19 protein-coding genes are annotated in these 21,449 nt (G+C 68.3%); 10 read left to right on the plus strand and 9 right to left on the minus strand.

Annotation, left to right across the window (positions count from 1 at the left end):
- The first annotated feature begins 182 nt into the window (after positions 1-182).
- From AC5Y3P_RS01650 to AC5Y3P_RS01665, 4 genes are all read left to right on the plus strand, one after another.
- Positions 183-2,378, plus strand: coding sequence for a PE-PPE domain-containing protein (locus AC5Y3P_RS01650; protein WP_500044271.1), 2,196 nt, complete (start codon positions 183-185; stop codon positions 2,376-2,378).
- Between the two features lie 10 nt (positions 2,379-2,388).
- Positions 2,389-2,871, plus strand: a complete 483-nt coding sequence (locus AC5Y3P_RS01655; protein WP_500044133.1) for a TspO/MBR family protein — start codon at positions 2,389-2,391, stop codon at positions 2,869-2,871.
- Between the two features lie 113 nt (positions 2,872-2,984).
- On the plus strand, positions 2,985-3,656 hold the full coding sequence (locus AC5Y3P_RS01660) for a DUF5642 family protein (protein ID WP_500044134.1): 672 nt from the start codon (positions 2,985-2,987) through the stop codon (positions 3,654-3,656).
- 29 nt (positions 3,657-3,685) lie between these two features.
- Positions 3,686-4,330 (plus strand): DUF5642 family protein, encoded by a 645-nt coding sequence (locus AC5Y3P_RS01665; RefSeq protein ID WP_500044135.1) that lies wholly within the window; start codon positions 3,686-3,688, stop codon positions 4,328-4,330.
- Positions 4,331-4,379: 49 nt separating this feature from the next.
- On the opposite strand, the gene AC5Y3P_RS01670 is transcribed toward AC5Y3P_RS01665, so the two are convergent.
- On the minus strand, positions 4,380-4,985 hold the full coding sequence (locus AC5Y3P_RS01670) for an alpha-ketoglutarate-dependent dioxygenase AlkB (protein WP_500044136.1): 606 nt from the start codon (positions 4,983-4,985) through the stop codon (positions 4,380-4,382).
- Positions 4,986-5,150: 165 nt separating this feature from the next.
- On the opposite strand from AC5Y3P_RS01670, the gene arcA reads away from it, so the two are divergent.
- The gene (gene arcA, locus AC5Y3P_RS01675) at positions 5,151-6,341 is read left to right on the plus strand and encodes an arginine deiminase (RefSeq protein WP_500044272.1); all 1,191 of its coding nucleotides are present in this window, start codon (positions 5,151-5,153) and stop codon (positions 6,339-6,341) included.
- A 32-nt stretch (positions 6,342-6,373) separates the two neighbouring features.
- Here arcA and AC5Y3P_RS01680 read toward each other — a convergent pair whose 3' ends face one another.
- Positions 6,374-7,639 carry an HNH endonuclease signature motif containing protein gene (locus tag AC5Y3P_RS01680; protein ID WP_500044137.1) on the minus strand — a complete coding sequence of 422 codons (1,266 nt, stop codon included), beginning with the start codon at positions 7,637-7,639 and terminating at the stop codon, positions 6,374-6,376.
- A 53-nt stretch (positions 7,640-7,692) separates the two neighbouring features.
- Entirely contained in the window at positions 7,693-9,237 is a 1,545-nt protein-coding gene (locus AC5Y3P_RS01685) for a dolichyl-phosphate-mannose--protein mannosyltransferase (protein WP_500044138.1), read from the minus strand.
- A 25-nt stretch (positions 9,238-9,262) separates the two neighbouring features.
- Here AC5Y3P_RS01685 and rsmI point away from each other — a divergent pair, with 25 nt between their 5' ends.
- On the plus strand, positions 9,263-10,099 hold the full coding sequence (rsmI, locus tag AC5Y3P_RS01690; RefSeq protein WP_500044139.1) for a 16S rRNA (cytidine(1402)-2'-O)-methyltransferase: 837 nt from the start codon (positions 9,263-9,265) through the stop codon (positions 10,097-10,099).
- A gap of 1 nt (position 10,100) precedes the next feature.
- Here rsmI and AC5Y3P_RS01695 read toward each other — a convergent pair whose 3' ends face one another.
- The 5 genes from AC5Y3P_RS01695 to metG form a co-directional block, all read right to left on the minus strand.
- Positions 10,101-11,363: an aminodeoxychorismate synthase component I gene (locus tag AC5Y3P_RS01695; RefSeq protein WP_500044140.1), complete on the minus strand. Its 1,263-nt coding sequence runs from the start codon at positions 11,361-11,363 to the stop codon at positions 10,101-10,103.
- A 50-nt stretch (positions 11,364-11,413) separates the two neighbouring features.
- Positions 11,414-12,319, minus strand: a complete 906-nt coding sequence (locus AC5Y3P_RS01700) for an RNA polymerase sigma-70 factor (RefSeq protein ID WP_500044141.1) — start codon at positions 12,317-12,319, stop codon at positions 11,414-11,416.
- Positions 12,319-13,503: an NAD(P)/FAD-dependent oxidoreductase gene (locus tag AC5Y3P_RS01705; RefSeq protein WP_500044142.1), complete on the minus strand. Its 1,185-nt coding sequence runs from the start codon at positions 13,501-13,503 to the stop codon at positions 12,319-12,321. The genes AC5Y3P_RS01700 and AC5Y3P_RS01705 overlap by 1 nt, the downstream gene beginning before the upstream one ends.
- A gap of 103 nt (positions 13,504-13,606) precedes the next feature.
- Positions 13,607-14,962 carry an NADP-specific glutamate dehydrogenase gene (gdhA, locus tag AC5Y3P_RS01710; protein ID WP_500044143.1) on the minus strand — a complete coding sequence of 452 codons (1,356 nt, stop codon included), beginning with the start codon at positions 14,960-14,962 and terminating at the stop codon, positions 13,607-13,609.
- Positions 14,962-16,515, minus strand: coding sequence for a methionine--tRNA ligase (gene metG, locus AC5Y3P_RS01715; RefSeq protein ID WP_500044144.1), 1,554 nt, complete (start codon positions 16,513-16,515; stop codon positions 14,962-14,964). Before metG ends, gdhA begins: the two co-directional genes overlap by 1 nt.
- 26 nt (positions 16,516-16,541) lie before the next feature.
- Here metG and AC5Y3P_RS01720 point away from each other — a divergent pair, with 26 nt between their 5' ends.
- The 3 genes from AC5Y3P_RS01720 to rsmA all read left to right on the plus strand — a co-directional run bounded on the left by AC5Y3P_RS01720 (position 16,542) and on the right by rsmA (position 19,551).
- Positions 16,542-17,405 carry a TatD family hydrolase gene (locus AC5Y3P_RS01720; RefSeq protein WP_500044145.1) on the plus strand — a complete coding sequence of 288 codons (864 nt, stop codon included), beginning with the start codon at positions 16,542-16,544 and terminating at the stop codon, positions 17,403-17,405.
- 119 nt (positions 17,406-17,524) lie between these two features.
- Positions 17,525-18,652 (plus strand): resuscitation-promoting factor, encoded by a 1,128-nt coding sequence (locus AC5Y3P_RS01725; RefSeq protein WP_500044146.1) that lies wholly within the window; start codon positions 17,525-17,527, stop codon positions 18,650-18,652.
- Entirely contained in the window at positions 18,616-19,551 is a 936-nt protein-coding gene (rsmA, locus tag AC5Y3P_RS01730) for a 16S rRNA (adenine(1518)-N(6)/adenine(1519)-N(6))-dimethyltransferase RsmA (protein WP_500044147.1), read from the plus strand. Before AC5Y3P_RS01725 ends, rsmA begins: the two co-directional genes overlap by 37 nt.
- Here rsmA and AC5Y3P_RS01735 read toward each other — a convergent pair.
- Positions 19,548-20,414, minus strand: coding sequence for a serine/threonine-protein kinase (locus AC5Y3P_RS01735; protein WP_500044148.1), 867 nt, complete (start codon positions 20,412-20,414; stop codon positions 19,548-19,550). The two genes, rsmA and AC5Y3P_RS01735, sit on opposite strands and share 4 nt — an antisense overlap.
- A 72-nt stretch (positions 20,415-20,486) precedes the next feature.
- Between AC5Y3P_RS01735 and AC5Y3P_RS01740 the strand changes: the two genes are divergently transcribed.
- The gene (locus AC5Y3P_RS01740) at positions 20,487-21,431 is read left to right on the plus strand and encodes a 4-(cytidine 5'-diphospho)-2-C-methyl-D-erythritol kinase (protein ID WP_500044149.1); all 945 of its coding nucleotides are present in this window, start codon (positions 20,487-20,489) and stop codon (positions 21,429-21,431) included.
- Positions 21,432-21,449: the final 18 nt, after the last annotated feature.

Genomic DNA, 21,449 nt, shown 5'->3' on the forward strand with positions numbered 1-21,449 from the left:
ATCCCCTGGTGAACCGGAACGGAAGCCCGCCGAACTACCCGTACTCCGAGCCCGAGGTCGCCGAGTATTACCTGCCGCACGCCCGTGACATGTACATCGTGCCCGCCGGCGGTGGAAACGACGACGACTACCACATGGCGGTGGCCTGGACTCCCGAAGAGTTCTTCCCGGTGGCCGGCCGGATGACCTTCGACGAATCGGTGGCGATCGGGTTCGCCAATTTGTCGAACTGCGTGGCGGGCGACGACGACTGTATTGCGCACTACGAGACCAACCCGGTACCCGGGGATGACTTGGCGGTCTTCGGCTACTCCCAGAGCGCCCGGATCGCCACCATCCTCAAGCGCGTGTTGATCGCCGGTTACGACTCCGACGGGCCGCACCCGGTGAAGGTGATGTTCGTGGTGATCGGAAACCCTAACCGGGCCAACGGCGGGATCCTGCAGCGGTTCAAGGTCCTCGTCATCCCGATCCTGGTCGTGACGTTCGACGGGGCCACGCCGACGAACGGTCCGGTCGACGACAATGGTCACTTCCTGTTCCCGACTGTCGATGTCACCCGCCAGTACGACGGGTGGTCGGATTTCCCGCTGTACCCGCTGAACGTGGTGTCCTTGGCCAACGCAGTGGCCGGAATCCTCTATCAGCACGGCGATTACTTCGGTGCCCCGGACAGGCCGCTGGGCCCGCTGTACGACCAGGGCACCACCGGCGACACCAGCTACTACATGTTCGGGACCGAGCGGTTGCCGATCCTGCAACCGCTGGCCGACCTCGGCGTTCCGTCGCCGATCCTGACCGCCCTCGATGCGCCGCTGCGGGTATTGGTCGAGTGGGGCTACGACCGCGACATTGCGCCGGGCACACCGACCACCGCCCGCCTGCTGCGGTTGGAGAACCCGCTGCGTGATCTGGTCAACCTGCTCGTTGCGATCCCGACCGGACTCGATGATGCGATCGCCGAGGCCACCGGTGACCCCACCAATCGTCCGTTCGGGACCACGCCGGTGCAGTCACCGTTCGGTGTCGGCGGACCGGTGCTCGACGAGGTCGACCACCCGGTGGCTCCGGTGGGCCCGCCGATGACGTTGGCGGCGCCCGATCGAACGCCTCCTGAGACGACGGTCGGGGATCCCCCGGGCCCGGTGCCGGGTGCGGGAAGGACGTCGGCACCCCAAATGACGATGGTGACGCCAATGAACTTGGCGTCGCCGTTTGGGAACGAGCGGCTAGGACCCACCGCGCTGCTCGCCCCGGCCCTCGGCACGCACGAGACCCGTGCTGCCGAGGGTGCCGGGGGTCCCCAGCCGGATCCCGAGACCAAAGGTGCGCCACTCGGTGCTGACCCGTCGGTCGAACTGGACGATCCGCCCACGACGGCGCCGACGCCCGCGGTCCAGGACCTGCCACCGGCACCACCGGCCGCAGCACCGCAAGTCGAACGGCCGACTGCCGCTGCGCCGCAGGAGAACACCCGCCGGCCCTTCTCTCGACTCTCGCCGCAGCGGCGGCCGCTGTCTACCGTTGGAGCATCGAAATATCAACGGCCCCAGGTAGATCAGGATGAGGTCAAGCTCAAGGAACCGGCGCAGGCGCCGCAAGTGCGACAACGAGGGAATGAGGCAACGGCGCCGGGTGAGAGCCGGGCACAGCAGCCGCAGCGGGTCAGGACGGGGCCGCAGAGCAGCTTCGGCCCGCAATCGACCCGTCCCGGCCTCGGCTCACCCGGTCCCAACGACGCATCCGGTCCCGACGCATCCGGTCCCGACGCATCCGGTCCTGATGACGAGCCCGACCGCACCGAGCATCGGGACCGCGGCGACAACGTCGCCGAACGCCTAGCAGATCACGTCGACGTAGACGGTCATGCCGGTGACGGTGGTGACCGGACGATCACGTGCGCCCGGGGTCCGGGAGTCCATGGACGAGAACGTCTGGCCCGGTCGCACCGCGCTGATGGAGCATTGCTCCAGAGGCGCGGAACCGACCTTGTTCAGCACCACCTGGTAGCCCTCGGACTCCAGCTTGGTCACGGTCTGTTCGACGGACTCTCCGCTGGGTGTAGCCGCTGCGATGCCGGACATGCCGATCGCGCCGACAGTCAGCGCGCCTGCTGCCAGCGCGGTGATCAGCAGTCTGCTGGTTTGTTTCTGCATCTCGCTGCCCTGCCCCTCTTTGTGCCTCTTTGCCTCGCCGTTCGCCAACGCCGGGGGTATCAGTGCAAACCACTTGGTTCACAGTTTTGTTCCACAGGATTCAAAATCTGTTCACCTGAACTGCAAATGGCGGGATCTTGTCGCAAATTGGCGGTGTTGCGGGCGATTTCGGCCGCCGTGACCTTGCCCTCAGTGGGTTTGGCGGCGGCCAGGGCCGGGTAGCTGAGCAACCATGCGAATTCCGACTTTGATTGCCACCACGGTCGCCACCGCGGCGGCCGGCGCCATCGGCAGCGTTGCCAGCAGTTCGGGGGTGCGGACCTGGTACCGCACCATCGACAAGCCGGGCTACGTCCCGCCGGACGGTGTCTTCCCGGTGGCCTGGACCAGCCTCTACGCGAGCATCGCGGGAACGTCGGCGTCGACCCTCGATCGGTTACGCGAAAAGGGCGATACCGCCGAGGCCCGCGCGTTCGTCGCTGCACTGGCGACCAACCTGGCTCTCAACGCAGGCTGGAGTTGGGTGTTCTTCCGCCGGCACCAGCTGGGTCCGGCGGCCGTCAACGCCGGACTGTTGGCGCTCAGCAGTGCTGACCTGACTCGCCGAGTCGCGCAGGTGAATCCCAAAGCGGGCCTTGCCCTCATCCCGTATCCCTTGTGGACCACGTTCGCGACCGTCATGTCGGTCGACATCTGGCGGCGCAATCGTCGCTGAGCGTGCTTCGAGCGGTGCTGAAACGAGTGTGCCGAGTCGAAGTTCGACTCCCGACGCCGACGACATATCCGTAATCCACCGTCGCTGAGCGGCGGCTGTGATATCAACGGGCGGTGCGGGTTCGGGTGCCCCCAGTGCTGGCCGTCGCGGTTTGCCTCGTCGCGGCCTGCGGCTCGCCCGCTGACTCCCCTGCGGCGCACCATTCGTCGGGGAAATCCGCGACCCAGCAAACCGGACGCGTCGATCCGAGCCGGATCAAACGGGTCAGCGGGGCACTGCCCGACGGATACGAGGTCGCCGACGCATCCGGGGTCGACTCGCCCGCCCACTTCTGGGGCCTGCGGGACGGATCGATCAGCGCACCAGCGCAGTGCGCTGCGTTGGTCGACGCCGGTGCCGACGGGCCCGCCGTGGGAGTGTCCGGCTCCGGTGCGGGCGGCATTCTCTACGTGGTGGCGGTACCGGGGCCGGTCGCCCCGGACGTCGGTGTGCGGAATTCCTGTGGGCATTGGGTGATGTCGAATCGCAATTCCACAGCCGACATTTCGCTCGTCGACGCGCCGAGCATCGAGCGCGCGCAGACCGTGGGAATGACCGCGACGATCCACACCGCGGTCGAGTCCGGTAGCCAAACCGAGTCCCGGGCAAGCACTTTCACTGCCTACGCCGACGGCCAGCTGGTGTTCGTCACCTTGGTGGTCGACCCCGGATCACCGCTGCCGGCGTTGGATTCCCGGGTGGCCGCCGAATTGTTGGTCGACGCGGTGGCAGTGTTGCGCGGCTGATCCGGCCCGGGTGGGTAGATTGACGCCCGATGAAAACACACGCGGCACTGGCGGCCACCGCGATCGTCGGCCTGCTGGCCGGTTGCACCGCCAACTCGGCCGACATCAGCAAGATCACCGAACTGAAGTCGTCGTTCGGCCCGGAGTTCACCGTCACCGAGCAGGCTCCGACCGGCATCGATCCCAAGATGCTGGGCGGTCAGAAGCTGCCGGAGGGTGTGGCGTTCGAACCCGCGGATTGCGCGCAGTTCGCGGCCGGCCAAGCCATGCCCGACGGGCTGCAGGGCAACATGGCCGCGGTGACCGCGGAAGGTATGGGCAACCGATTCCTGGTGATCGCACTCGAGACCTCCGAGGAGATTCCGCTGAGTGCTCCCGGCGAGAACTGCAAGAAAGTCTCCTTTGCTGGTGAGGGGCGGCGCGGCACGGTCGAGTACGTGCCCGCCCCGCAGATCGACGGCGCTCAGACCCTCGGTGTGCATCAGGTGTTGCAGGTGACCATCGACGGCAAGGTGCAAACCGGCGAGCTCTACAACTATCTGGCCCAGTTCGGCGGTTACCGGGTCTCGGTGACGGCCAACCCGCTGGTCGCCTCGGACCGCCCGACCGTGCCGGTGGACACCAAACGGGCCGAACAACTGCTGGTCGACGGCGTCGCCGCCATCCGTACCTGAGCGATTTCGGTGCGTTTAGGGGCGCTCACCGCACCTAAACGCACCGAAATCACCGGACGCCGCGCGGGCGGAACTGGATGCTGATCCGCGGGCCGACCGGACGCGTGGTCTTCGGGATGGCGTGTTCCCAGGTGCGCTGGCAGGATCCGCCCATCACCAGCAGGTCGCCGTGGCCATGTTTGAGCCGCAGCGACGGGCCACCGCCGCGTGGTCGCAATGCGAACGTGCGCGCGGCGCCCAGGCTGACGATGGCCACCATGGTGTCCTCGGTGCGGCCGCGGCCGATGGTGTCGCCGTGCCAGGCCACGCTGTCGTTGCCGTCGCGGTACAGACACAGTCCCGCGCTGACGAAGGGTTCGCCGAGCTCGCCGGCGTAGATGTCGTTGAGCCGACGGCGGATCTGTTTGAGCGCCGGGTGCGGCGCGGGCTCCTCGACCAGGTCGTGGAAGCTGATCAGCCGCGGGACGTCGAGCACCCGGTCATACATCTGCCGGCGTTCGGCCCGCCACGGGATGCTGGACAGCAACTCGTCGAACAACTGAGCCGGGTTGGCCGGACCGTCGAGCCAACCGGCCCGCACGTCGATCCACGCGCCATTGCTCAACCAGCGCCGATCGGCGTGCTCGAACAGGGCTTCCTGTACCGCCTGCGACACGTGGCCAGTCTATCGCACAGGCGTTCGATAGAAAGCGGTGCGGCACGCCGAATCGTTGGGTTCGAAATGCGCGGCGGCGCGAAGGCTCACAGCCGGGTCGGGCCAGGGCAAAGCGTAGTTGAGCTGGCCGGCCGCGCTACCGTGCTAGCTGTGACCACACAGGCGTTGGGCGTGGATTCCGAGGTGGGCCGGCTGCGAGCGGTCATCTTGCATCGGCCGGGTGCCGAACTGCAGCGGCTCACACCGCGCAACAACGACGCGCTGCTGTTCGACGGGTTGCCCTGGGTGGCGCGCGCGCAAGAGGAACACGACGCCTTCGCCGAGCTGCTCCGCTCGCGTGGTGTCGAGGTGCTGCTGCTGGCCGATCTGCTGGCCGAAGCGTTGCACAGCGGCGCTGCCCGCATCCACGGAGTCGGGGCTGCCGTGGATTCACGCCGGCTGGGTTTGCCTCTGGCGCAGGAACTCTCCGCGTACCTGCGGTCGCTGGAGGCAGCCGAGCTGGCGCACGTCTTGATCGCCGGCATGACGTTCACCGAATTGCCGTTCGACGGCAACGATTTGTCGTTGGTGCGTCGGATGCACCATGGCGCCGACTTCGTGATCGACCCGCTGCCCAACCTGATGTTCACCCGGGACTCGTCTTTCTGGATTGGTCCGCGGGTCGCGATCACGTCGTTGGCGCTGCCGGCCCGGGTGCGTGAGGCGTCGTTGACCGACTTGATCTATGCCCATCACCCGCGGTTCCTCGGGGTGCGCCGGGCCTACGAATCGCGTTCGGCGCCAGTCGAAGGCGGGGACGTGTTGCTGCTGGCGCCCGGCGTGCTGGCCGTAGGGGTGGGGGAGCGGACCACCCCGGCGGGCGCAGAAGCCTTGGCTCGCAGCCTGTTCGACGACGACCTGGCGCACACCGTGCTGGCCGTTCCGATCGAGCAGGACCGCGCCCAGATGCACTTGGACACCGTCTGCACCATGGTCGACGTCGACGCCGTGGTGATGTACCCGAACATCGTCGACTCGGTGTCGGCCTACACCATACGCCGGTCCGGATCCGGGGTGACGATCGCCGATGCGGTGCCGTTCGTGCAGGCCGCCGCCGAGGCGATGGGTATCGACCGGTTACGGGTGATCGACACCGGCCTGGATCCGGTCACCGCCGAACGCGAACAGTGGGACGACGGCAACAACACTTTGGCATTGGCGCCCGGCGTGGTGGTGGGCTATGAACGGAACACCGAAACCAATGCGCGGCTGGAGGATTCGGGGATCGAGGTGTTGCGGATCGCCGCCTCGGAACTGGGCACCGGCCGCGGCGGGCCGCGCTGCATGTCGTGTCCGGCCGCTCGCGACCCGATCTAGGTCCGCCGGTCGGGGTGGAAGTCCCTGGAGGCCTAGAGGGTGATGGGTGGTGGTGGTCGGTAGGGGTCGTAGAACCACCACATGGCGCGTTCGCCGGTGGGTCCGGGACATGGTGGGACGTCGGGGAATCCGGTGGTGGGTGGTCGGGCCAGCGAACCTGGGTGTAATCGCCTGCCTTCGCTGTCGGTGACGACGAGGCGGTGGGCCGGGCCGGTGATGGTGATGATGCCTTTGTGGTGCAGGCGGTGGTGGTACGGGCAGACCAAGACCAGGTTGTCCAGTTCGGTGGCGCCGCCGTTTTCCCAGTGGGTGATGTGGTGGGCGTGCAGTCCGCGGGTGGCGCCGCAGCCCGGTACTGCGCAGGTCCGGTGGCGGTGTTCGAGGGCGCGGCGCAGGCGGCGGCTGATGGTGCGGGTGGTGCGGCCGGATCCGATCGGCACCCCGTCGCGTTCGAACCAGACTTCGCAGGTGGCATCGCAGGTCAGGTACTGGCGTTCGGATTCGGGCAGCACCGGGCCCAGGTGTAGGGCGGCGATGCGGTCTTTGATGTCGAGATGGATGACGACGGTGGTGCGTTGGGCGTGCGGGCGGCGTTGGGTTTCGCTGTCCCAGCTGGTCTCGACCAGGCGTAGGAAGGCGTCGAAGGTGGTGGGCATCGGCGGGCGCTGGTCCGGGGATTCGTCCGGCTCGTCGTCCTCTTTGCTGTCGCCGTGGTCGTGTTTCCAGTCGGTGATCAGGGCGTCGAGGTGGGAGTGCAGGGCGGCGTCGAGTGCGGCGGAGTCGGTGTGGCTCATGGTGATGCGCCAGTAGTCGACGTCGTTGCGGGTGGTCTTGGTGATGCCGTGTTCGGGGGCGGGGCGCTTGTCCGGGTCGGGGCGGGGTTCGAGTTTGACCGCGTGGCGCAACTGGGTGACGGTGGCGACGCCGACCAGCGGTTCGTAGTGGGCGTCGGATCCGGTGCCGGCGCGTTCGGCGATGACGCCGACTTGGTCGAGGGAGAAGCGGCCTTCTTTCATGCCTTGGGCGCAGCGGGGGAATTCGTCGAGGCGTTGCGCGATGGCGGTGATGGTGCGCGCGTTCGATGGTGAGCAGCCGGTTTTCCAGGCGACCAGAGCGGGCAGGGAGCGCACGCCGGTGTTGCCCCAGATGGCGTCGCGGTGGATTTCGGCGATGATCTCTACGACCCGGGCGTCGATGGCGTTGCGTTGCCCGTTGAGTTCGGCCAACTCATCGAAGAGCACCTCGAGGCGCTCATTGGGCCCCACCCGAGGGGCTTCATCGACGACGTCGGTGGACATGACCCCAGCATGACACCAGCCACCGACAAAAAACCGCGCCGAGAGCCCGGCCGTCAACGCCAGGACGGCAACCAGATCTGCATCTGCCAGGTGGACGCCGAAATCGGCGTCCCGGTCAGTACCGGGAACAGCCACGCGAAGTTGGTGATCACCAGTGCCACATAGCAACTCACCACGATCAGGCCAAGTGTTCGTCGTTCCGAGTTCTGCCCGGGTTGATACAGGATGTCGCCGCATATCAGCGCTATCGCCATCACCAGGAACGGCGCCATCGTGGCTGCGTAGAAGAAGTACATCTGCCGGTCGACGTCGGCGAACCAGGGCAGGTATCCGGCGAAGTAACCGACCAGCACCACGGCGTAGCGCCAATCCCGGCGCACGAACGTTCGCCAGGCCGCATACACCAGTACCGGTACCGCGATGAACCACATCGCGGGGGTGCCGACCAGCAGGACGGCCTTGACGCAGGAGGCGGTACCGCAGCCCGGCACGTTGTCCTGATCGATGGCATAGAGCACCGGCCGCAACGACATTGGCCACAGCCACGGCTTGGATTCCCATGGGTGGTGATTGCCGGCGCTGTTGGTCAAACCGGAGTGGAACTCGAAGGCCTTCGACAGGTAGTGCCACAGCGAGCGGATCGCGTCCGGCGGCTGGTACCACGCGCGTTCGCCGATCGCGCGGCCCGCTTCGTAGCGGTCGACGGCGGTTTCGGAGGCGAACCACCCTGCATAGGACGCCAGGTACACCGCGAACGGAATCAGCAGCAGCGCATACGTCGTCGGCCCCAGATCGCGGCGCACGGTGCCCAGCCACGGCCGGGCCACCCGGTACTGGCGGCGGGCCACGATGTCGAACGCCAGCGACATCGCACCGAAGAACACCACGAAGTACAGCCCGGACCACTTGGTCGCGCAGGCCAACCCGAGCAGCACGCCGGCGCCAAATCGCCACCAGCGCACCCCGAGTCGCGGACCCCACGGGGTGTCGGCGATGCGCCCGTCGAGCAGCACGTTGTGCATCCGCTCCCGGACCTGGTCGCGGTCGACGATCAACGCGCCGAACGCCGCGACCACGAAGAACACCAGGAAGCCGTCCAACAGCGCGGTGCGTGAGGTGACGAACGTGACGCCGTCGGCGATGAGCAGCAGACCCGCGATGCCGCCGACCAGCGTGGAGCGGCTGATCCGCCGCACGGTTCGGGCCACCAGCACCACCAGGATCGTGCCCAGCAGCGCGCCGGTGAACCGCCAACCGAGTCCGGTGTAGCCGAACAACGCTTCGCCGATCGCGATCAGCTGCTTGCCGACCGGTGGATGCACCACCAGCCCGTAGCCCGGGTTGTCCTCGATGCCGTGGTTGTGCAGCACCTGCCAGCCCTGCGGTGCGTAGTGCTTCTCGTCGAAGATCGGGGTGCCGGCGTCGGTCGGCGACTGCAGGTTCAAGAACCGGGTGACCGCGGCCAGCGCACCGATCACCAAGGTCATCGCCCAGCCCTGGGCACGATCCAGCGGGCCGAAATCCGCAATGGGAACCAGCGGGCCCGGGCTGATCACGGGTACGGCGCGCTCCGGCAACACCGGACTGGGAGCGGTCATCGTCCACGATCGTAGGCTGTTCGGCATGACCGCCGGCCGACTGTTGCTGGCCGCCACGCCGTTGGGTCAGCCCGCCGACGCCTCCACCAGGCTCGTCAAGGCCTTGAGCACCGCCGACGTGGTGGCCGCCGAAGACACCCGCAGGGTCCGGACGCTGGCTCAGGCGCTCGGCGTGCGGATTGCCGGGCGGGTGGTCAGCCTGTTCGACCAGAATGAAGCCGCCCGGGTGCCGGGTCTGCTCGACGACATCCGCGCCGGGGCGACCGTGCTGGCCGTCACCGACGCCGGAATGCCCTCGATCAGCGATCCGGGCTACCGCTTGGTCACCGCGTGTGTGGCTGCCGACCTGCCGCTGAGCTGCCTGCCCGGGCCGTCGGCAGTGACGACCGCCCTGGCGGTGTCCGGGCTGCCCTGCGACCGGTTCTGTTTCGAAGGCTTCCCGCCGCGCAAGCCCACCGCCCGCCGCACCTGGTTGCAGACGCTGTCCGACGAGCCACGCACCTGCGTGTTCTTCGAGTCGCCGCGGCGGCTCGCCGAGTTGTTGAACGACGCCGTCGACGTGCTCGGGGGGCAGCGCCGCGCGGCGGTGTGCCGCGAACTGACCAAGACCCACGAGGAAGTCATCCGCGGCACGCTGGCCGAACTCGCCGAGTGGGCCACCGGCGGCGTGCTCGGTGAGATCACCGTGGTGCTGGCCGGTGCGACGCCGAGCGCCGACGTCGACGAGTTGGTGGCGGCTGTGCAGGCCCTGGTCGACGACGGCGTCCGGGTCAAGGACGCCTGTCAGCAGGTGGTGGCGGCCCATCCGGGCGCGCCCTCGCGCCGCGAGCTCTACGACGCGGTGGTACGCGCGCGGGGCTGAATCAGCGCGCCGGAACGATTGGCCGAGATCCTGCTCGCGCGGGTTCGGCGCTACACCTGAGCTCCAGCAGCGGCGCCGCCTTGTGCAGGCATTCGGCCCATTCCGCCTCCGGGTCGGAGTCGGCGGTGATGCCGCCGCCCACACCGAGCACCGCGTTGCCGACGGCGTCGAACTCGACGGTGCGAATGGCCACGTTCAACTCGGTGCCGGCCAACGGCGAGGACAGTCCGACCGCACCGCAGTAGACGCCGCGCCGATGCGGCTCCCAGACCGAAAGGAGTTCGCGGGCGCGGTGTTTCGGGGTCCCGGTGACCGAAGCCGGCGGGAACGTGGCCGCCAGCAGCGCGGCCGCCGGCAGCTCCTCGTCGACCTGCGCGGTAACCGTCGACACCAGATGCCAGACCCCGGGCGCAGGCCGCACCGCCAGCAGTTCGGGCACCGTCACCGAACCGGTGGCGGCCACCCGGCTCAGATCGTTGCGGACCAGGTCGACGATCATCACGTTCTCGGCGACGTCCTTGACCGAACTGCGCAGCGCAGCCGGGTCGGCGTGCTTGGGCAGCGTGCCCTTGATCGGGCTCGAGGTCACTGCGGCGCCGCGCCGCACCAGGAATGTCTCCGGCGACAGCGAGGCCACTGCGCCCCACTCGCCGGCCAGATAGGCCGCCCGCGCCGGAGCCAGCTCAGCCACCGCGTCGGCGAAGAAATCCAGGCTGGAGCCGTCCGCGACGCCGGTGAACTGGGTGCAGATACAGGCCTGATACACCTCACCGGCGCCGATCGCGGCCAGACATGCCAGCACCCCGGCGCGGTGCTCGTCGGCATCGGGTGCGGTCCAGTCGACATGCCACCGGCGCGGCCGGGCCGGGGCGGCCAGCGACGCGCTCAACCAGGTCGGCATCGCGGCGCCGGACAGGCTCTCGAAGAACCAGCCGCCGTCGTCGGCGCAGCGCAGCACGCAGTCGGTCCAGCCGCCGGCCGCCTCCGGGATCCGCGGGCCGGCACCGTCGGCGCCCGCGTCGGGATAGGACAAAAAGCCCAGCCAACCGCCGCCGACCACCGGACCACAACCGGGCCGGCCGCCGAACACCTGGTCGGGCGGCACCGCCTGGGCCGACAGCGTCGGCGCGATGACCGCGCGGGAACCGAACCATTGCCCGGTCAGGGCCGCCGGCGGCGCCAGGCCCAGCCGCACGGTCGCGGCCGCCACCGCGCGCAGCACCTCAGCGGGGCTGCCGAGGGGCCCGAGCCGGTCGACGCGCATCGCATCAGGATGGCAGAGGCGACCCGGCGCTGCCCAATGCCGGGCGCCGGCTACCGCGCCAGCCGGCGCGGCACCGACCATGCGGTCAGCTTGTCCGGGTTGCGCATGGCGTAGAAGTTCGTGATCAGGCCGTCGACGACGTCCACCAGGATCACACCCTCCATTTGATCGCCGATGTAGAGCACGAACGCCGGGGCGTTGTTGTACCAACCGGGTTCGACCCGACCGCCGACCCCACCGAGGCGCACCAGACCGACCACCAGCCGCGCGACGTTGCCGGCACCGTGCACCGGCCGGCGCGCCGCGCTGACCTTGCCGGCACTGTCGGCGGTCCACACCACGTCGGGTGCGAGCATCGACATCAGCGCGTCGACATCCCCGGTGGCCGCGGCCAGGAAGAACCGGGTGGTCAACTCCCCGGTGGTCTTGGGGTCCACGGCGTCCACCCGCTTGCGGCGCGCCCGCACGTGTTCGCGGCTGCGGTGCGCGATCTGGCGTACCGCAGCCGTCGACTTGTCCACCGCCGAAGCGATTTCGTCGTACTCGAAGCCGAACACCTCGCGCAGCACGAACACTGCGCGTTCGTCGGGGCTCAGCGTCTCGAGCACCACCAGCATCGCCATCGACACCGACTCGGCGAGCACCACGTCGGCTGAGGCGTCCTGATCGATCAGCAGCGGTTCGGGCAGCCACGGCCCGATGTAGTCCTCACGACGCCGGGCCGCCGCGCGCAGTGCGTTGAGCGACTGCCGGGTGACCAGTGCAGCCAGATAGGACTTGGTGTCGCGCACCGTGGCCAGGTCCACCTCGGCCCAGCGCAGGTAACTCTCCTGCAGCACGTCGTCGGATTCGGTTGCCGTGCCGAGGATCTCGTAGGCAATGGTGAACAGCAACGGCCGCAGCTGGGTGAACCGATCGGCGTGCTCGGTCGAGTTTCCTGCGCTGGGTGCCGACATCAGACCAGCGTCTCCTCATTCGCCTCGGTGATCAAGCGATCCCGGTCACCGCCCTTGAACCAGAAGTAAGCGCCCGGTTTGCGGCCCTCCTTGCCCAGGTAGGTCACGGTGGCCCGGCAGACCTGCTCCTTGATCAGCGCCGCGGTGCGCCCCCCGATGAACAGCCGGCGCGGCGAATCGTCGGCGTGCGAGATCTGCACGGTGCCGTGCGTGCGGCCGATGCTCACGCACTGCCCGGTGAACCGCTGGTCGATGCAGGCGGGCTGGGTGCCGGCGATCCGGGCCAGCACGGTGTTGGCGGATTGGATGCCCATCGGGCCGGCGGCCTGGCAGCTCATCCGCAGCGGCACGCCCGACGGGGAGGCTGCGTCGCCGGCGCCGATGATCCGGTCGTCGTCGACGCTGGTCAGGGTTTCGTCGGTGATCAGCCGGCCCATCTCGTCGGTGGTCAGGCCGCTGGCCGCGGCCAGTCCGGGCACCCCGAAACCGGTGGTCCAAACCGTGACTGCGGCCGGCAGTCGGGTGCCGTCGGCCAGCGTGACGGCGTCGGACTCGACGCCGGACACCAGGACGTCGGGTCCGTCGATGATCGTGACGTGCAGCTTGGTCAGCGCCTTGATCACCGAGCGTCGCGCGCCGGCACCCAGCGACGCGCCCAGTGCGTCGGTGACCAGGGTGACGGGTCGGCCCCGCTCGGCCAATTCGCCGGCCGCTTCGATCCCGGTCAGGCCGCCACCGACGACCACCACCGGAGCCGACATCGGCACGTCCTGAAGTCGTGTGCGCAGCCGCTGCGCCTGCTCGAATTCGGAAAGGGGATAGGCGAATTCGGCTGCCCCGGGCACTGAGTTCGGCACCCCGGCGGTGCTGCCGACGGCGTAGATCAGATAGTCGTAGTCGAGTCTGGAGCCCGAGGTCAGCAGCACCTGACGGGCCTTGGCGTCGATGTGTTCGGCACCGTCGACCACCAGTTGCACGCCGGGCCCGAGCACCTGCGCGTACGGCGTGGTGGCGTCGTGGTTACCGGCGACCAGCTGGTGTAGCCGGATCCGTTCGACGAAATCCGGCCGCGGGTTGACCAGGGTGATCGCCAGGCCGGGTTGGCTCTGCAGGTGGTTGGCCGCCAGCACTCCGGCGTACCCACCGCCGATCACGACGGCGTGAGCAGTCTTCTGCGTGGTCATGGTGTCTCCTCTCGTTGGGCTCCTGCCCTCGAGACACCGCGTAACGCCGGTTTGTGACGATCCGGGCCCGAATGTGGCCTAGATCACGCCCGGGCTCGGCTGCTCAGACCAATCCGAGGGCGGCCATGGCATCGGCGACCCGGATGAATCCGGCGATGTTGGCCCCGGCGGCGTAGTTGCCCGGCTGCCCGTACTCCTCGGCGGTGGACAGGCACCGGTTGTGGATCCGGCGCATGATCTCTTCCAGCCGGAGCTCGGTCTCGGCGAACGTCCAGGAGTCCCGGGACGCGTTCTGCTGCATCTCCAGCGCGCTGGTCGCGACCCCGCCGGCGTTGGCGGCCTTGCCCGGGGCGAACGTCACCCCGGCTTCGGTGAACTGCTTCACCGCGCCGGGCGAACACGGCATGTTGGCGCCCTCGGCGACGAACCGGCAGCCGTTCTTGATCAGGTAGCCGGCCTCGTCGCCGTTGATCTCGTTCTGCGTGGCGCACGGGATGGCGATGTCGCACGGCACTTCCCAGACCGGCCGGTTGTCGATGAAGTGGGCGGCACCGGCCCGGGCGTCGACGTAGTCGGCGATCCGCGCGCGGCGCACCTCTTTGATCTCCTTGAGCAGGGCGAGGTCGATGCCCTTCTCGTCGACCACGTAGCCGCTGGAATCCGAACAGGCGACCACGATGCCACCGAGGTGGTGGATCTGTTCGATCGCGTAGATCGCGACGTTGCCGGCACCGGAGACCACGACCCGCTTGCCCTCGAACGAGTCGTTGGCGGCCTTGAGCATCTCCTTGAGGAAGAACACCGTGCCGTAGCCGGTGGCCTCGGTGCGGACCTGGGAACCACCCCAGGTCAGGCCCTTGCCGGTGAACACGCCGGACTCGTAGCGGTTGGTGATCCGCTTGTACTGGCCGAACATGTAGCCGATCTCCCGCGAGCCGACGCCGATGTCGCCGGCCGGCACGTCGGTGTATTCGCCGAGGTGGCGGTACAGCTCGGTCATGAACGACTGACAGAACCGCATCACCTCGCCGTCCGAGCGGCCCTTCGGGTCGAAGTCCGAGCCACCCTTGCCGCCGCCGATCGGCAGGCCGGTCAGCGAGTTCTTGAAGATCTGCTCGAACCCGAGGAACTTCACGATGCCCAGGTAGACCGACGGGTGGAAGCGTAGGCCGCCCTTGAACGGGCCGAGCGCGGAGTTGAACTCCACCCGGAAGCCACGGTTGATCTGCACGTTGCCGGCGTCGTCGATCCAGGGCACCCGGAAGATGATCTGGCGCTCCGGCTCGCACAGCCGCCGGATGATCGCGGTGTCGGCGTACTCCGGGTGCTTGGCCACCACCGGGCCGAGACTGGTCAGTACCTCATAAACCGCTTGGTGGAATTCACTCTCACCGTTGTTGCGTCGCGTGACCTCGTCGTAGACGTCATGCAGTCGTTCATGTAATCCGTTGGAATTCATCATTTTTCCTCTGCCTGATAGCGCGGGAACACGCCTTCCGGTGCGGGCAACCGGATGCCTGGCGCCAGGCGTTTCCCGGCGGCCACAAAGTCACGGGCGTCAGCGGTCTGCCCGAGCAGGTCGAGCAGCTTGGCCGACGAGTTCGGCATCACCGGCTGGGTGAGCAGCGCGGCGATCCGGACGGCTTCCATGGTGGTGTAGAGCACGGTGGCGAACCGCTGTTGGTCCGCCGGATTCTCGGACTTGCGCAGCACCCAGGGCTCCTGTGCGGAGAAGTAGCGGTTGGCCGCGCCGAGCATCAGCCAAATCGCTTCCAGCCCAAGGTGCATCGCTTGGTTCTCGAAGTGGGTGCGGTTCTGGTCCAGCAACGCATCGGCCTGCGCCAGCAGCTCTTCGTCGGCCGCGGTGAACGGACCGGGCTCGGGCACCACGCCGTCGAGGTTCTTGGCCACCATCGACAGTGACCGCTGCGCCAGGTTGCCCAGTTCGTTGGCCAGATCGGCGTTGATCCGGTTGATGATGGCCTCTTCGCTGTAACTGCCGTCCTGGCCGAACGGCACCTCGCGGAGCAGGAAGTAGCGCACCGCGTCCACACCGAACGCGTCGGCGAGTGCGATCGGATCGACCACGTTGCCCACCGACTTGCTCATCTTCTCGCCCCGGTTGAACACGAATCCGTGCGCAAAGATCCGGCGGGGCAACTCGATTCCGGCCGACATCAGGAACGCCGGCCAGTACACGGTGTGGAACCGGATGATGTCCTTGCCGATCATGTGCAGATCGGCCGGCCAGTACCGGCGGAAGGCCTCGGTGTCGACGTCGGGGAAGCCGACGCCGGTCAGGTAGTTGGTCAGCGCGTCCACCCACACGTACATCACGTGGTCGGGGTGCTCGGGAACGGGGACGCCCCAGTCGAACGAGGTTCGGGAGATCGAGAAGTCCTTCAGCCCGCCGGAAACGAAGCTGATCACCTCGTTGCGCCGGGCATCAGGCCCGATGAACTCCGGGTGCGCTTGGTAATGCGCGAGCAGTCGGTCGGTGTAGGCCGACAACCGGAAGAAGTAGGTCTGTTCCTCGGTCCAGGTCACCGGCGCGCCGGTATCGATGGCCACCCGCACGCCGTCCTCGCCGACCCGGGTCTCGGACTCGGCGAAGTAGGCCTCGTCACGCACCGAGTACCAACCGGCATAGGTGTCCAGGTAGATGTCGCCGTTTGCGAACATCCGCCGCCACAACTCCTGGGACGCCTCGAAGTGATCGGGATCCGAGGTGCGGATGAACCGGTCGAAGGACACCCCGAAGCGTTCCTGCAAGGCCTGGAAGACATCGGAGTTGCGCCGTGCCAGTTCCGCGGTGGCCAGCCCCTGCGCCTCGGCGGTTTGCGCCATCTTCAAACCGTGCACGTCGGTGCCGGTCAGGAAGCGCACGTCGTACCCGTCGAGGCGCTTGAAACGAGCGATCGCGTCGGTCGCGATGTACTCGTACGCGTGCCCGACGTGAGGTGTTCCGTTCGGGTACGCGATTGCTGTCGTGACGTAGTAAGGCTGGCTCATCTGACCTACAACTTTATTGTGTGGCTGTGAGCTCCAAACGTCCGCCACCGCCGTTGCCAGAACCTCTGGCTCCCTTGATCGACGCGCACACCCACCTGGATGCCTGCGGCGCCGATGACGCAGACGACGTCCGGCAGATCCTGGATCGGGCCGAATCGGTGGGGGTACAAGCCGTGGTCACCATAGCCGACGATCTGGCGGCGGCTCGGTGGGCGGCTGCTGCCGCCCAGTGGGACGACCGGGTGTACGCCGCCGTGGCACTGCACCCGACCCGCGCGAACGCGCTCGACGACGACGCCATGGCGACGCTGGAGAAGTTGGCTGGTCAGCCGCGGGTGGTGGCGGTCGGCGAATCCGGGATGGACATGTACTGGCCGGGCCGACTCGACGGCTGCGCCGAACCGGCCCAGCAGCGTGCGGCATTCGCCTGGCACATCGATTTGGCCAAGCGGTTGGGCAAACCGCTGATGATCCACAATCGGGACGCCGACGCCGAGGTGCTCGACGTGCTGTGGGCCGAGGGCGCACCCGAGACGGTGATCTTCCACTGCTTTTCCTCGGGTCCGGACATGGCGCGGACCTGCATCGATGCCGGCTGGTACCTGAGCCTGTCGGGCACTGTGAGCTTCCGCAACGCCAAGGAGTTGCATGCTGCGGCCCGGCTCATACCCGATCAGCAGCTGCTGGTCGAGACCGATGCGCCGTTCCTGACCCCGCATCCGTACCGCGGCGCCCCGAACCAGCCGTACTGCCTGCCCTACACCGTGCGCGCACTCGCCGAGCTGACCGAGCGGCCCCCGGCCGAGCTTGCTGCGGTTTCGGCAGCAAACGCCCGCCGGGTGTACGGTCTAGGCCAGACGGACGGTGCCCAGCGACGGGTCGGGGACTAGAACCAGCGCGCTCGGGACATCTACGAGTTGCCGCTCCCCACGCCGGTTCGTTACCGTCTTGTGATTATTCGTGCCGATTGCGGGCTCAGCCCGTCGAGCTGACGCTTGGGATTCTTGACGTGAACGCTGTTACCAAACTTCATCAGTCGCGGTCGCCGGTGCTGCGGGGTCTGGTCGCCGCAACGCTGCTGACCCTGGGCTGCGCCGGCGGCTACGCCGTGAGCTCGCACAAGACCGTCACACTGGCGGTCGACGGCACACCGGTGACGGTGACCACGATGAAGTCCCGGGTCATCGACGTCGTCGAAGAGAACGGCTTCTCGGTCAGCGACCGGGACGACCTGTTCCCGGCCGCCGATCAGAGCGTGCAGGACGCCCAGACCATCGTGCTCAAGCGCAGCCGGCCGCTCGACGTGACCCTGGACGGCCAGGACACCCAGAAGGTGTGGACCACGGCCTCCACCGTCGACGAGGCGCTGGCCCAGCTCAAGATGACCGACACCGCCCCGGCCGCGGCCTCGCGCGCCAGCCGGGTGCCGCTGGAGGGCATGGCGCTGCCGGTGGTGAGCGCCAAGACCGTTCAGATCAACGACGGTGGAGCGGTCTCCACCGTGCGGCTGGCCGCCCCGAACGTCGGGGCGCTGCTGGAGGCCGCCGGGGCGCCGCTGGAAGGCGCCGACCAGGTGGTGCCCGCCGCATCCAGCCCGGTGGTCGCCGGCATGCAGGTGCAGGTCACCCGGATTCGGGTGGAAAAGGTCACCGAGCGGCTGCCGCTGGAGCCCAACGCGCAGCGCATCGAGGACCCGGAACTGAACATGAGCCGCAAGATCGTCGAGGACCCGGGCACCCCCGGCACCCAGGACGTCACCTTCGCGGTGTCGAAGGTCAACGGTGTGGAGACCGGCCGACTGCCGGTGTCCAACGTGGTGATCACCCCGGCCGTCGATTCGGTGCTGCGGGTGGGCGCCAAGCCGGGCACCGAGGTGCCGCCGGTGACCAATCCGGGCGCCTGGGATTCGTTGGCGCAGTGTGAGTCGGGCGGCAACTGGGCGATCAACACCGGCAACGGTTACTACGGTGGCGTGCAGTTCGACCAGAACACCTGGGAGCGTCAGGGCGGGCTGCGGTACGCGGCCCGCGCCGATCTGGCCACCCGTGAAGAGCAGATCGCCATCGCCGAAGTGACCCGCGCCCGGCAAGGCTGGGGCGCGTGGCCGACGTGCAGCTCCAGGATCGGTGTGCGCTGACGATTCGGCTGCTCGGGCGAACCGAGATCAGGCATCTGGCGAAAGAACTCGACTTCCGGCCACGTAAATCGTTGGGCCAGAACTTCGTTCACGATGCCAACACGGTGCGCCGGATCGTGGCCGCCTCGGGTATCACCCGTTCCGACCACGTCATCGAGGTGGGCCCCGGGTTGGGGTCGCTGACTTTGGCGCTGCTGGACAAGGGTGCGCACGTCACCGCCGTCGAAGTCGATCCGGTTTTGGCGCAACGGCTTCCGCAGACCATTGCCGAGCACTCCAACAGTGAGATCAACCGGTTCCAGGTGTTGCTCCGCGACATCTTGACCATCCGCCGCTCCGACCTGGACGCCGAACCGACGGCGCTGGTGGCCAATCTGCCCTACAACATCGCGGTGCCGGCGCTGCTGCACGTGCTGGCCGAGTTCGGATCGATCACGACCGTGTTGGTGATGGTGCAGGCCGAGGTGGCCGAGCGGCTGGCGGCCGAACCGGGCGGCAAGGAATACGGCGTGCCCAGCGTCAAGGCGCGGTTCTACGGCAAGGTGACCCGGCACGGTCTGGTGTCGCCGACGGTGTTCTGGCCGGTTCCGCGGGTCTATTCCGGTCTGGTGCGCATCGACCGTTATCCCAGTTCGCCGTGGCCTACCGACAAGGCGTTCCGGGATCGGGTCTTCGAGTTGATCGACATCGCCTTTGCACAGCGCCGCAAGACGTCTCGCAATGCGTTCGCCCAGTGGGCCGGTTCCGGCAACGAGTCGGCCCGCCGACTGCTGGCCGCCAGCATCGACCCGGCGCGCCGCGGCGAAACGCTGGGCATCGCCGATTTCGTGCGGCTCTACCAGCGTTCCGAGGAGCCCGGCGAGGCCGGCGACACCGCCGAGCCCACCGCCGCGGTCTAGTCGCCGGGGGCGCCGAGCGCAGCTTGTAAGGCTGCCACGAACTGTGCGCAGGACTCGAACCGTTGTGCCGGATCCTTGGCCAGGGCACGGCTGATCACCGGATCCACCGCGCGCGGGATTGCGTGCCCGCGAACCGATATCGCCGGCGGCGGCTGATCCAGGATCGCGTCGACCAGGTGGCCCGGGGTGGCGCCGTTGAACGGCGGCGCGGCGCTGAGCACCGCCACCGCGGTGGCCGCCAGGCCGTACTGGTCGCCGGCCGCCGAGGGCATCTGGCCCAGCAGGATCTCCGGCGGCGCGTAGGGCAAGGTCGCGCGGATCTCGGGTTCGCGTTCGGGTGAGCGGGGTCGGCGGGCCGGATCCAGCGAAATCCAATGCCGGCCCCGGGCCAACCGAGCGGCCATCTCTTCGGCCAGCGAGTGTGCCTCGCCGAAATCGGTGAGCACCGCGCCGCCGTCGTGGAACGCGCTGTGCACCAGGATGTTGTCCGGGGCGACGTCACAGTGCACCACGCCGAGCCGATGGGCATGGTCGAGCGCGGCCGCGATCTGGTGTAGCGCCTGCACCTGATGCTCCCGGGTGGGCAGTGACCCGATGTCGCCACCGTCGATGAACTGCATGGTCAGCCAGAACGGCCCGAGCTGATGGACTTCGACGACGTGGCGGTGCCGCACCCGTCGGGCGAACTTGAACTCCCGGTGCAGCCGGGCCACGCCGTCGTCGTCGCGATGCTCGGGATGTAGCACCTTCAACGCAACCGGGCGCAGCGAGTCGCCGCGGGCCAGGTACACCGTGGCGCTGCCGCCGCGGCCGATGACACGTTCGATGACGTGACCGCCGTAATCCTCAGTGCTGCCGGGCACGTCGACAGGGTATGCCGCGCGCGGGCGCCCTGGTCTGCCCCGTGCTCACCGGAAGTGGCTTACTCTTCTCCGGTGATCGCATCCGACGGCAGCGCCGCAGCCGAGTGGGTGCCGACTGGGTCGGTGACCGTGCGGGTACCCGGCAAGGTGAACTTGTACCTCGCGGTGGGGGACCTGCGACCCGACGGCTTCCACGAGTTGACCACGGTCTTTCACACCGTGTCCCTATTCGACGAGGTCACGGTCCGCACCGCGGACGTGATGTCGCTGGACCTGATCGGCGAGGGCGCCGGCGTGGTGCCGGTCGACGAGCGCAACCTGGCCTGGCAGGCCGCCCAGCTGTTCGCCGACCATGTCGGCCGCTCACCCGACGTCGCCATCACGATCGAGAAGTCGATCCCGGTCTCCGGTGGCATGGCTGGTGGCAGCGCCGACGCCGCAGCCGTGCTGGTGGCGATGAACGAGCTGTGGGAGCAGGGCGTGCCGCGCCGGGACCTGCACGCACTGGCTGCCGAACTGGGCAGCGATGTGCCGTTCGCGCTGCACGGCGGCACCGCGCTGGGCACCGGCCGCGGCGAGGAGTTGGCCACCGTGCTGTCCCGCAACACCTTCCACTGGGTGCTCGGCTTCGCCAGCCGGGGACTGTCGACACCGAAGGTGTTCGCCGAGATCGACCGGTTGCGCGAGGTGGGCAACCCGCCGCGGCTCGACGACGCCGAACCGGTGTTGGCCGCGCTGGCCACCGGTGATCCCGCGCAGCTGGCGCCGCTGCTGGGCAACGATCTGCAGCCGGCGGCGTTGAGCCTGGATCCGAGCCTGCGGCGCACGCTGCGAGCCGGCACCGAGGCGGGCGCGCTGGCCGGGATGGTGTCCGGGTCGGGGCCGACGGTGGCGTTCCTGTGCGCGTCGGAGTCATCCGCGGTCGACGTCGGTAGTCAACTGGCCGGGGACGGCGTGTGTCGCACGGTGCGGGTCGCCAGCGGACCGGTGCACGGTGCGCGCATCGTGTCCAGCTGATCGGCCGCGAGAGATTTG

This window comes from Mycobacterium sp. NGS45, assembly GCF_059812645.1.